This window comes from Brachyspira pilosicoli (genome assembly GCF_036997485.1).
GTDB lineage: Bacteria > Spirochaetota > Brachyspiria > Brachyspirales > Brachyspiraceae > Brachyspira > Brachyspira pilosicoli_C.
The window spans coordinates 548279-560230 of record NZ_JAWLPU010000002.1 but is presented as its reverse complement, the minus strand read 5'-3'; the positions used below and the strand labels follow the sequence as shown (position 1 = coordinate 560230).

The following is an 11952-nucleotide window of genomic DNA, read 5'->3' as shown; positions in this document are numbered from 1 at the left end:
TATTACAATAAATTTCTTGCATTAATAAAATAAATATATTATAATTTTGTTTAAGGATATTCTTATGAAGATTAGTTCAAGGTTTACAATAGCAATACATACTCTCATTTGTATTGTGTATTTTAAAGATGAGAAAATGACTTCCAATTTTATTTCATGCAGTGTTAATGTTAATCCTGTTATAATAAGAAATATTTTAATACAGTTGCAAAAAGCAGATATTATCACAGTAAAAAGGGGTACTGGAGGAGTTTCATTAAATAGAAAAATAGAAAATATTACATTGCTTGATATATTTAATGCTGTAGAAAGTTTAGACGATGATAATCTATTTAGTTTTCATGAAAATCCAAATAAAAAATGCCCTGTTGGAAAAAAAATTACGTCAGCATTGCAGCCAAAGCTTGAAATTGTTCAAAAGGCTATGGAAGATAAATTAAAAAAAATTACATTAAAAGATATATTTAATGATATAAGAGATTAATTTATATGATTAATGAAGATATAATAAAATTAAAAAAAGAGTTATTTGAGGGAGAATATTCTGATATATTAAAAGCAATATCTTCTTCAAATACTTTTTTGGCTAAATCAACCATAGAATCTTATTTAAGAGAGTTTAGCGCGTATAATAATAAAAGAGAGCTAAATGCTATAGAGATATTTGTATCAGAATATTCAAAACTTCATTATTATGATGATGGAAGTGTGATAAAAGTTATAGATGAATTATTCAAATACAAAACTATTAACTCTATTAAAAATATTTCTTTTGATACAAATATAAATAATGCTTTACTATACGGTGATTTTGTGAGGTTTATTTTTGCTTTATATTTTGGCAAGTATCAAGATGAATTAAATATAATAATAAAATATATTTATGAATCTATATCTGTAATATCACATAATTTAGTTTCAAATTTTGATAAAGATAAAATTAATATAATAAAATCTTCTTCGGTGTATAGAAATATATTTGATGTACTTGCTTTGTTTTCAGAGATGGCAGGAGATGCGAGAAGTAGGGCAGAGGTTATGCATTATAAAAGTTATATTACTGCTAATGTTATGCAAGACTATAGAGCGTTGATTGGACCTGATATGATAAAAACAGCAATTTGCTTTGAAGAGATTGAGGATAATGAAAGGGCAATAAATATATATAAGTCAATAACAAGTGATTTTGAATGCGTACTTTCATCTATTGTGTATGGTAATTATAAAGAAGAAGACAGAGATGAAGATTATATATCATTAGTATCATTATGGCAGGCTTATGACGGCATTCAAAGAATAGAAAATACTAATGAATATGAAGAGAAAATGGATATAATAGAAAAATCAATACATAAAATTATTTCGTAATTATTTTTTTATTATTATTAGCAAGAGATGAATATATAATTCCAATTAATATTAAAGCTCCTCCTATTATTTGTGCTATATATGGTTTTTCATGAAGCAAAATAATAGCACCAACTGTAGAGAAAAAAGGCACAGAATCATATATTATACTTGCTTTCATAGCTCCTATTTTTGACACTGCTATATTCCAAAATATAAATCCCAAAGCTGAAGGAAATATACCAATATATATAAGCACCATAGCAGAATTAAAGTTTAGAATATGTGCTTGATTGTTAATATATTTTGGGATCATTAATATTGCTAATGGGATAAGACCTATTGCTACCATGAGATAGAAAAAAGTTGTTTGAGGGAAGTCTTTAGGTTTTATTCTTAATGTTAAAGTATATACTGCAAATAATATTACAGCGAAAATCATATATAAATCGCCTATAGAAAATTTTAATTTGCTAATAACTTCTATGCTTCCTTTAGTGAGTAATATAATAACACCTAAAATAATTATGAATAGTCCATATTTTTGAGCTTTGCTTAAATGTTTTTTCCATAGAACTCTGCTTATTAATGCTATTATAATAGGGGATAATGTAGCTATCAAAGACATATTAGTTGCATTAGAAGTATGAGCTGCTAAATATACAAAGGTATTAAAAATAGTAATCCCCAACACTGAAATTATTATAATTTTTATCCATAACCCCTTTAAAAGATGAATATTTTTTATTAAACTTACTATACAAAAAGGAGTTAATACTAAGAAAGTAACAAGCCATCTATAAAATGATATTTCTATTGGGGATAATCCTATGAGGTATCTTGCAGCTACAAAATTTGTACTCCATATTATGACTGCTAATATAGCAAATATATAGCCATTGTTAAACTTATTTTCATTCATTATTTAAATCCTGATTAGGTTCATTATTATTATTATTATTATTATCTTTTCTTTTAAATACGTAAATATCGCCGAATTTTATATCTTGTTTTAATAGAATTTCTTTTTCCTTAACAAGCTCAAGCATAGCAAGAAAAAATGTAACAAGCTGCCTTTTTGTAACTCCATCTTTAAATAAAACTATAAATGGAAATACATCTTCTTCAGATAATTTTATTCTTATCATATCAATAGCATTATCTATATGGAAATTAGACATACCAGAAAGCACAGCCAAATCGGTTTCAGGTACAAATTGTACCTTTGTAAAAGCATATACCAAATCATAAAGAGTAACATCTTTCCAAGCAATTTCATTATCTTCATTGCTGCTATTGTTTTGAAAAAACTTAACTCTTTCTGTATCTTTTCTTTCGAATATAGAATCTGAATATTCTTGAAGCCTGTCAAGCTCTTCAGAAACCATTTTATATCTTTGAAATTCAAGCATCTGCTCTACTATTTCAAATTTAAGCCTATCTGTAAACTTATCATCATCCATATCATGAGGAAGCAGCATTTTCGATTTGTATAAATGAAAATCTGAAGCCACTACTAAAAACTCACCTGTAGAATCTAAATTTAATGCAGCTTGCTCTTTTAAATATTCTATAAACTGGTCAATTATTTCTAATATTGAAACTTCGTATATATTTTTCTCACTTCTTTTAAGCATGTCAAATAGTATTGAAAGAGGACCTTCATAATCTATGCTTGATAGAGAAACTTTAAACTCATTATTAGGTAATGATGCTGAATTAGAATCATCATTAGAGTTTTGTTCCTGAGGCTGAACATTTATATTTTCATTTATATTATTTTCCATATTTGATATAATATAATAAAAAGACAAAAATTCAAGCTTATTATTTATTATTATTTTATTACTCTACAGCTCCATATTGCTTTAAATATTCTATTAGAGCCTCTCCTTTTTTGTAGTTAGCTCTTATATATGCTATTATAGATTCTCCATTTTTATCTTTAGCATTGACATCTATTCCATTTTTACATAATATTTCAATAGTAGGCATCATCTCTTCCCTTGTAGCAGCCGACATAAAAACCATCATCAAAGCATTATCACCATCGTTATTTACAGCATTAATATCTATTTCAGCATCAATTAAAGTTTGAACAACATTGCTATAGAGTTTGTATGAAGCAACATGCAAAGCATTTTCTCCATAGCTGTTTTTGGCATTAATATTTATTTTTGCCTTTATGAGCATTTTAGCAATATCGTTTCTTCCCTCTGAAGCAGCAAATATCAATGCATTATATCCAACATTATCCACTATATTAACATCAGCATTATGACGTATTAGAAGTTTTACTATATTAGGGTATCCCTTATGCGAAGCAAGCATTAAACCAGTGAGTCCGTCTTCTGTTGTAACATTTACATTTACCTTTCTATCTAACATAGTTATAACAGTTTCATATTTTCCATTCTCGCATGCTTTTAAAAATTTTACTTCATCATCTGTTAAAGAATAAAGCCTACAAGAGAATATAAGCAATAAAACACAAAAAATATTTTTCATATACCTCCAAAAAAATATAAAATATATAAATTAAAATACGATAATAAAAACACGATATAATAGAAGTGGTTTTTTATGCTTCCGTATTTAAAGCTCCACCAGTTACCTTTGATGCCACATTTATTGTTGTAGTTTGTTCTGTAAGGTTGGTTGTAACTGTAACTTCTATACCGCCTATGCTTTGCACATATTTATTTGTATTACTGGTTGATGATATACCTGTAATCATTATTTATCCCCCCAAAAATTAAATTTATAATATATTCTATTACAAATTGACAATAAAAACAACACTAAAAAAATTATAGTATGTAGGTTTAATAATGTGTTTAATTGTTGCTTAAGTTTTTAATCCAAACACCGCACGCTAAATTAAACAAAATATATATAAATTAATTATAAATACAATTTTTAATTATATTTATAGTTCTGTTAAACGTGCGTAGAATAAATTTATAATCTAATAACAACTTGTGTTGGGGCATACTTTTTTGTTTTATATTAGTGGAATATAGAATCAATAGTTATATAAATAATGCATAAAGCTTATTAGGTGGGGATAAAAGATTATAAAATATATAATATTTATAGTTGTAATTTATGTTATGCATTTTGTATATTGACAATTTTTGTTATATACTCTAATATTACTATATATAATAAAGTTTTTGGAGAAAAAAATGGAAATATCACAAAGAATTCAAAGGCTCAAAACTTCGCCTGTAAGAAAGTTAAACCCCTATGCCGAAGAAGCTGTAAAAAAAGGCATAAAAATCTATCATCTTAACATAGGTCAGCCTGATATTGAAACACCTAAAGTATTTTTGGAAGCTATTAGTAAATATAACGGCAAAACCCTCAAATATGAACATTCAAGAGGTATGAAACCGCTTATAAATAAAATACAAGAATACTATGAGAAAAAAATAGGCGTCCATTATGAAGAAGATGAAATTAACATCACTAATGGCGGCAGTGAGGGATTATTATTTACTTTATTAGCTATTTTTGATGAAGGTGATGAAATATTAGTGGCAGAACCTTATTATGCTAATTATAACAGTTTTTATGATGTATTAGATATAAAAAGAAATGCCGTTCGCACTTATGCAGAACAAGGATTCCATCTTCCAAATCGTGATGAGATAGAAAAGCATATTACTCCAAAAACCAAAGCATATATGTTTTCAAATCCTTCAAACCCTACTGGGGTTGTATCTACAAAAGAGGAACTTGATGATATTGCTTATCTTGCTAAAAAGCATAATATGTTTATTATAAGTGATGAAGTTTATAGAGAGTTTGTTTACGGCGACAGAAAGGCTATAAGTTTTGGTACTTATAAAGACTTGTCTGATAATGTTGTTATAGTTGACTCTATATCAAAAAGATTCTCTGCTTGCGGTGCTAGGATTGGATGTGTAATAAGTAAAAATAAGGCATTTAGCACTGCTGTATTTAGAGAATGTCAGGCAAGATTATCTGCTCCTACACTTGAGATGGTTGGGGCTGCTGCTTTATATGATTTGCCTGATAACTATTTTGAAGATGCTAGAAAAGAATATGATAACAGAAGAAAAATCATGTTTGAAGAGCTTACAAAGATGGACGGCGTTGTAATGAAAGAGCCTGAGGGAGCTTTCTATGTACTTGCTAAACTTCCTGTAAAAAATGCTGAAGATTTTGCTATTTGGTTGCTTAAAGACTTTAATCTTGATAATGAAACTGTTATGTTTGCTCCTGGTGAAGGTTTTTATGCAACTCCAGGCTTAGGTAAAGACGAGATTAGAATGTGCTATGCATTAGAGGCAAGAGACATAAAAAGAGCTATGGAGATTTTGAAACAGGGCTTAATTAAATACAAAAAAGAAGTAGAAAAATAATTTTTGAGATTATAAAGGGGCTGTGATAAACAGTCCCTTTTATTTTTATTGATTATCTCCTATATGAGAATATTTATTTATAACTCCAAAGAAATTATTTATTGTTTCTTCTTCAAATTCTAATTTAAGAATATTATTTTTGAATATACTAGCCTCTCTGCTATTTTTATTTTCTATCATAGATTTAAATTTTTTTTTGTCATTATCAGAGAATAAATTTTCTATAACAGTAAATGAAGAATCTATATCTGAAAGTTTCGTAATATTTAATGATGTGCCACTCGCTAAATTTTCAAATTCTTCTGCCATATTATCACCATCAATCAATAGCATAGGTCTTTTATCTATTTCGCATAAAATATCAATAATATCTTGTTTATATTCCGTATCCTGCTTTTTTCCAAGACCGCCAATAGGAATAAAGGCTATATTTACTGGTTTACCTTCTTTATATTCTTTTAAAAGCTTAAAAGCTGTAAGATAAGCATAATCAATTATTCCCTCTACAAATATAATTTTATGGTTTCTTGTTATATCTCGATGATTAACTCCGAAGCTATTTATTATTTCCTGAAGTTTATCAGGATTCCTCTTGTATATTGCTGAGAAGTTATTTTCTATTTTTACTCCTTCTGAATTTTCTATAGGTTTTATTATTCTTACTTCATCTAAATAGTTTATATTTATAAAGTAAGGATTTTGTGTGGACATTATTATATGAATAGAATTCTCTTTAGCAAATGTTTTTAAAAAGTCCCTCAATTCCTTTATTAAAGGCACAGATAAATGGAGTTCTGGCTCATCAATAATAATGATATCTCCTTTCTTTAATTCATTAGGATTTATTGTATTGAAAAATAAAGAGAAAAACCATTGAAAACCGTCTGATTCATTATCAAGATTTGTAAGTCCGTTTTTACTTTTAAAATATATTTTTATATAGTCAGTTTCTAATCTTATCTTAAAAACATATTCGTTATTTGACTTGTATAATTCATTAAATTTTGTAGATATGGTCTCCTTTAATAAATTATTAATTTCATTTTCTTTTTGAGTTAAATATGAAGTATCTGAGGATATTCTATCATAATTATTAATAAGCTCATTATAAATATCTTTATTTCCTGTAGATTTAAATAATGATTTTAAAAATAATGACTCTTTTATATTATTTTTATGTATATTAAGCTCATCAGATTTTATATAATTATGATTATGAATATAAACTTTGCTGTTTATAATATCATTAATATTATCTTGATTAAGCTTATATTTTTCAATATCATATTGAGTAAGCATTCTAACTATATCTATATCTATATCTATATCTATATCTATTGTTTGTATATCTGTATTTTCATTATATATTTTTTCTATATATTCAATTAATTCTTTTTCGGTATGGTTTCTTTGTAAGTAATTATATATATTCTGTATATTATAATTATTATTATAATTATTATTATAATTATTATTATAATTATTATTATAATTATTATTATAATTATTATTATAATAAGTTAATCTAAGTTCATAAAAATACAATTTTAAAAGCATTGTTAGTATATGAATACTTGCCTCGTTTTTTAAGTAATTGAATATAATCTTTAACTCTTGTTCATAATATCCATATTCTAATCTTAAATATTTCAAAAACCAACCTATAAATCCATTATCAAAATTTTTATTATTATCATATCCTGTTATTGTATTGTTTTGATTTAATTTATATTTGTTTCCGCTATCAACTTCTATTATTAATTCCAACTCTGGTAAACAATTAGCATATTCATCCATTCTTGGTTTATTATCATATTGATAATTATTTGAAGTAAAGAAATCATTTACAGCATCTAAAATATTACTTTTTCCAATACCATTTTGACCTATATTAATTATTAAATCTCCGTTTTCCATAGAACCTAAATAGTATCTGCCATATTTTTCTTCATCATAGATGTTTCTATTATCCTTATTTATTATAACGGGATTAATATTTCTATAGTTCTTCATTATTAAGTATCTTTTCATAAATACTCCCTTATAATTTTTTATTTGCTTTTATCTTTATTTATAAGTTTCATAACATAATTAAATTTAATATTTTATTTTATATTTGATATATTCATAGTATAGCATATTTATAAAAATCTCAATATTTTTATATTAATGATTTATTTTAAATACAAATTTAAAGAAAGTGATTTATATACAAATAAAAAAGAGGCTGTAATAAAAACAGTCTCCTTTATTTTGTTTAGTGAAAAATTACTTTTATTTTAAAGCAGCATTCAATTCTGTATATCCGACGTCTTTAAGATAGTTCACATTTTTAAATCCATTGTCAAGCATATATTGAACTGTTTTGCCTGAACGTCCTCCACTTTTACAATAAAACATATATCTTTTATTTTTATCTAATGACAATATTTTTTTAGCATAGCCTTTAGCCCTATAATCAATATTAATAGCACCTTTGATAGTTCCTGTTTGTTTTATCTCTTCTGGTGTTCTAACATCAATTAATACGATGTTTGGATCAGACTTCCATAAAGATATAAAATCTTTGACAGCCAAGCCATTTTTATTGACAACTTTCACATTGTCAAGCTCGTACACAATCTCATTAGTTTTTGCTGTTTGGGCATTAGATATAATTGTTGTTATTAATAATGCCAAGATAATAAAAATATTTCTTTTCATAGGTATACCCCTTAGTAGTATTTTATATTATTGTTAGACGAATATATATGATTAAAAGTTCCCAGAATATAGAAAATATTTTTTATATATAACTTGTTGTTATTATAATTATTTCATCTTTGCTTTCTAATAAAAAGTCTTGAGGAGGATTTAAAAGTATATCATCATATCTTTTTATTCCTATTATGATAATTCCTCTATCAAGCAAATCAAAATAAGCATCTTTAAAAGTTTTGTTTTCATTAAAATATTTGGAATATGATGATATTATTATATCTTTTCCATTTTTACTTAAAAGTCCGTAAAATAAATATAATATATTATAATCAATAGAAGCCTGAGCCATAAGCATACCTATTAATTTACCGCTTACTATAAAATCTCTAACATCATCAGAATATATTAAATTTCTTTTCTGTATAGAATCTAATAAAGATAATATAGATAATTGTATATTTTCTTTTTTTATTATTTGTCTTATGATAAGAAGTATATTTATGCTTTTGGCATCTGTTATGCTGTCTTCTGATATTAAAACTATTTTTGTTATGTTAGAGCTTTTTATTTTTTCTAATAGAAATTGATATTTATTTTTATGCATTTTTATAGCATCATAACTTAAAGATTCTAAGTTTGCATTTTCTATATACTCTTTTATCTCTCTTACAACATCATTATTATTTTTCTCTTCAGATATTAACAAAATATTATGAACTATGTTATTATTATACTTATCATTTTTATTTGCAGTTATGATATCGTTTTTATCATTATTTTTATAAAGAGTAACCAATTTATCATTTTTCTTTATTGTATATTTACTGTCAGGTACTTTTAAAAACTCCATATCATTTTCTATTATACCTACAAGTATGATTCCTTTATTCATATATTTTAAAGCAGCTTCTTCAAATATATCATTTTCAAAATTATGATTGCTTTCTATTTTAAAATCATTGCCATCATTAGAAAATAAATCCTCATACACACTGCTAAGACCTGTATATATAATGCTTTGAGAAATAAGTTTATACAATAACTCATATTTATAAAGTATATGCACGGTAAAATTTTCGTCTTCCATAGATTTTATTATCTCTATAGTATCCTCATTATGAACCAAAAGGCATATATTAATCTTTTCATCATTAGCATCTCTTTCTTCACTTAGAATCTTTTTCAATGCAAGTAAAATATTTAATGACTCAGTATCATCATTATTAATAATAGATATACTAGAGCATTTTTTTATATTAAGAAGTTTTATGTTTTCTATTCTGCTAGTAGAGCCTTCTCTTATAATAATATTAGATTTTCTATAACCCTTAATAAAGGAAACCCTTTTTCTAATAATATCAACATTATGTTCAGAAAGTAAAACTATATTTTTAATTTTTGCAATTAAGAACTCTTCTATAATAGTAAGTGCCTCTTCGCCATATCCAAGTATTATAGAATGCCCCTTTTCCATAATGAAAGCATTACCCTTACTCAAATTATTTATTCTATCTTGTAATGCTTTGTTAATCATAGCAATGAGAGAGCCCCAGCCGCATACCCCTATAAAAGTAACCATTAAGAAAGTAATAACAAGCCCAAAACTTCCATCTACAGATGATATATTTCCTGTATCTATAAATTGCATCAAGCTATCCCAAAAAGCATCTTTTATAGGATAATTAAAAACAAGTATTATAAAAGCAGAGACTATTAAGAGAATAATTATTATAACACAAACTAAAAGCATTAATTGATAGAATAACCCTTTATTAAGCATTCTATCAATTCTATATTTTAAATATTTAAATATTTCTTTAATCATGTTTTTTATTTATAAGTTCTAAAATAATCTAAAATATCTTTATATTTTTTTACATTGCCGCTTCCAGATAAGATAACAAATTTATCAAAATTATCATAAACTTTTTTACCATATTCTACTTCTTTAGCAGCATCATTTTTTTTAACAGCATTATCATATTTATTTTTATATATAAGAGCAAGAGAATAATAAGAATTAGGATCACTTCTCAACTCTAAAGCCTTATTATACATTTCTATGATTTTTTCTTCTTTGTACTCTTTTTGCAAATATGTAGCTCCATACATATAAACATCACCTAAAGTTGAATATGCTGGATGTTCTTTTAATTCCTTTTTATTTCTAGAATCTAATATACTGATGCAATATTTTAATTGAGCATACGCTTTTGTGCTTCCATCAAATTTACTTAAAGAACTTCCATATTTTGCTACTATATCTAATTGCTGATCCTTACTTGGAGTCATAGGAACAGAGAAATCTTCTTGAGCTAATAAAATAGCAGTAAAAATAGTAAATACTAATATAATATATTTTTTCACATTTACCCCTAAAAATAATAATATGCAATAATTATCGTAATAAATATAAAAATAATATAAAAATAAAAAAGTAAAAAAGTTATTGACAATATAGTTATTTATCCTATAATTTACATAACGATTATTACATATTTAAAAAATCCTACACCTATGGAGAATTATTTATGGCCACAACCAAAAAAACTACTACCACTAAAAAAGAAACCGCTGTAAAAAAAGCAGCTGTAAAAAAAGATGTAGCCGCCGCTCCTAAAAAAACAACAGTAAAAAAATCTGTGTCAAAAGAAGAATCTGCCCCTAAAAAAACGACCGCAAAAAAAGAATTAGTAAAAAAAGAAACAACATCTGCTTCTGCTGCAAAAAAAACTGCATCTAAAAAGGCTGTTCCTGTAAAAGAATCAGCTACTGTAAAAAAAGCAGCATCTGTAAAGAAAACAGCAGCAAAAAAAGAAACAGCTACTAAAAAAACTGCTGCTGTTAAAAAAACAACAGCAAAAAAAACTGCCAAAAAAACTAAAGAAGAAGAGATAATTATTGAAGTAAAAGTTGAAGAAGAAGAAAAACCACAATATATACCTGATGATGTTGATATTGTTAGAGAATTGCCTGATAGATATAATGAAACTAAATTAACTTTGATGATGAGAGACCCTGAATGGTGCTTTTTTTATTGGGATATATCCGATAACGATGTTTCTTATCATTCTTTAAAAAACCGCAGAATATCTGTAAGGATATTTCATGTGTTTGGTTATGATATTACAAATGGCGAAATACATAGAGAAGTTGATGTTAATGCAATTTATGGAGATAGATATATTAATTTAGCTATGCCTCATGCTTATTTTATTGCTGAATTAGGCTATTATGATGAAAATAATAGATTTATTGTATTAGCAAGAAGCAATATGATATATGCGCCAAGAGATTCAATTAGCAGTAATTATGATGAAGAGTGGATGGTAAATGAAGAGATTATTAAATTACTTAAAACGCCTAAAGCTTTGAGAGAAAGTTTATCTTCTGCTACTATATTTGAACTTATAGATTTAAGAGCAAATCACTTGCAATCATCATCTTCTTCACTTTTTAGAAGAAAGGAATAATCATTAGCGGTATTAAATTTTTTTGTAAATTAAAGTTTTAC

12 protein-coding genes are annotated in these 11952 nt (G+C 25.8%); 4 read left to right on the top strand and 8 right to left on the bottom strand.

The window, feature by feature from the left end; translation table 11 throughout:
• Positions 1–64 precede the first annotated feature (64 nt).
• Both R4I97_RS07810 and R4I97_RS07805 read left to right on the top strand, forming a co-directional pair.
• A complete protein-coding gene (locus R4I97_RS07810) occupies positions 65–484 on the top strand; it encodes an Rrf2 family transcriptional regulator (protein WP_157145553.1) in 420 nt (139 codons plus the stop codon).
• 5 nt (positions 485–489) lie between these two features.
• Positions 490–1368 carry a hypothetical protein gene (locus R4I97_RS07805; protein WP_335784505.1) on the top strand — a complete coding sequence of 293 codons (879 nt, stop codon included), beginning with the start codon at positions 490–492 and terminating at the stop codon, positions 1366–1368.
• Here R4I97_RS07805 and R4I97_RS07800 read toward each other — a convergent pair.
• From R4I97_RS07800 to R4I97_RS07785, 4 genes are all read right to left on the bottom strand, one after another.
• A complete protein-coding gene (locus tag R4I97_RS07800) occupies positions 1358–2269 on the bottom strand; it encodes a DMT family transporter (protein WP_335784504.1) in 912 nt (303 codons plus the stop codon). The two genes, R4I97_RS07805 and R4I97_RS07800, sit on opposite strands and share 11 nt — an antisense overlap.
• A complete protein-coding gene (locus R4I97_RS07795) occupies positions 2262–3134 on the bottom strand; it encodes a segregation and condensation protein A (protein ID WP_335784503.1) in 873 nt (290 codons plus the stop codon). The genes R4I97_RS07800 and R4I97_RS07795 overlap by 8 nt, the downstream gene beginning before the upstream one ends.
• A gap of 58 nt (positions 3135–3192) precedes the next feature.
• Positions 3193–3855 (bottom strand): ankyrin repeat domain-containing protein, encoded by a 663-nt coding sequence (locus R4I97_RS07790; RefSeq protein WP_335784502.1) that lies wholly within the window; start codon positions 3853–3855, stop codon positions 3193–3195.
• Positions 3856–3928: 73 nt separating this feature from the next.
• Entirely contained in the window at positions 3929–4084 is a 156-nt protein-coding gene (locus R4I97_RS07785) for a hypothetical protein (protein ID WP_335784501.1), read from the bottom strand.
• Positions 4085–4535: 451 nt separating this feature from the next.
• Here R4I97_RS07785 and R4I97_RS07780 point away from each other — a divergent pair, with 451 nt between their 5' ends.
• Entirely contained in the window at positions 4536–5738 is a 1203-nt protein-coding gene (locus tag R4I97_RS07780; protein WP_335784500.1) for a pyridoxal phosphate-dependent aminotransferase, read from the top strand.
• Between the two features lie 45 nt (positions 5739–5783).
• Here R4I97_RS07780 and R4I97_RS07775 read toward each other — a convergent pair whose 3' ends face one another.
• The 4 genes from R4I97_RS07775 to R4I97_RS07760 all read right to left on the bottom strand — a co-directional run bounded on the left by R4I97_RS07775 (position 5784) and on the right by R4I97_RS07760 (position 10805).
• Entirely contained in the window at positions 5784–7769 is a 1986-nt protein-coding gene (locus R4I97_RS07775; protein ID WP_335784499.1) for an AAA family ATPase, read from the bottom strand.
• 243 nt (positions 7770–8012) lie between these two features.
• On the bottom strand, positions 8013–8441 hold the full coding sequence (locus R4I97_RS07770) for a rhodanese-like domain-containing protein (protein ID WP_335784498.1): 429 nt from the start codon (positions 8439–8441) through the stop codon (positions 8013–8015).
• An 82-nt stretch (positions 8442–8523) separates the two neighbouring features.
• Positions 8524–10263 carry a CASTOR/POLLUX-related putative ion channel gene (locus R4I97_RS07765; RefSeq protein WP_335784497.1) on the bottom strand — a complete coding sequence of 580 codons (1740 nt, stop codon included), beginning with the start codon at positions 10261–10263 and terminating at the stop codon, positions 8524–8526.
• A 5-nt stretch (positions 10264–10268) separates the two neighbouring features.
• Positions 10269–10805, bottom strand: a complete 537-nt coding sequence (locus R4I97_RS07760) for a hypothetical protein (protein WP_335784496.1) — start codon at positions 10803–10805, stop codon at positions 10269–10271.
• Between the two features lie 164 nt (positions 10806–10969).
• On the opposite strand from R4I97_RS07760, the gene R4I97_RS07755 reads away from it, so the two are divergent.
• A complete protein-coding gene (locus R4I97_RS07755) occupies positions 10970–11911 on the top strand; it encodes a DUF4912 domain-containing protein (RefSeq protein WP_335784495.1) in 942 nt (313 codons plus the stop codon).
• Positions 11912–11952 lie beyond the last annotated feature (41 nt).

Excerpts from the sequence above, each read along its gene's own strand:
- R4I97_RS07775 (WP_335784499.1), bottom strand. The coding sequence starts at position 7,769 with ATGAAAAGATACTTAATAATGAAGAACTATAGAAATATTAATCCCGTT.
- R4I97_RS07795 (WP_335784503.1), bottom strand. The coding sequence starts at position 3,134 with ATGGAAAATAATATAAATGAAAATATAAATGTTCAGCCTCAGGAACAA.
- R4I97_RS07765 (WP_335784497.1), bottom strand. The coding sequence starts at position 10,263 with ATGATTAAAGAAATATTTAAATATTTAAAATATAGAATTGATAGAATG.
- R4I97_RS07790 (WP_335784502.1), bottom strand. The coding sequence starts at position 3,855 with ATGAAAAATATTTTTTGTGTTTTATTGCTTATATTCTCTTGTAGGCTT.
- R4I97_RS07800 (WP_335784504.1), bottom strand. The coding sequence starts at position 2,269 with ATGAATGAAAATAAGTTTAACAATGGCTATATATTTGCTATATTAGCA.
- R4I97_RS07755 (WP_335784495.1), top strand. The coding sequence starts at position 10,970 with ATGGCCACAACCAAAAAAACTACTACCACTAAAAAAGAAACCGCTGTA.
- R4I97_RS07770 (WP_335784498.1), bottom strand. The coding sequence starts at position 8,441 with ATGAAAAGAAATATTTTTATTATCTTGGCATTATTAATAACAACAATT.
- R4I97_RS07780 (WP_335784500.1), top strand. The coding sequence starts at position 4,536 with ATGGAAATATCACAAAGAATTCAAAGGCTCAAAACTTCGCCTGTAAGA.
- R4I97_RS07805 (WP_335784505.1), top strand. The coding sequence starts at position 490 with ATGATTAATGAAGATATAATAAAATTAAAAAAAGAGTTATTTGAGGGA.
- R4I97_RS07785 (WP_335784501.1), bottom strand. The coding sequence starts at position 4,084 with ATGATTACAGGTATATCATCAACCAGTAATACAAATAAATATGTGCAA.
- R4I97_RS07810 (WP_157145553.1), top strand. The coding sequence starts at position 65 with ATGAAGATTAGTTCAAGGTTTACAATAGCAATACATACTCTCATTTGT.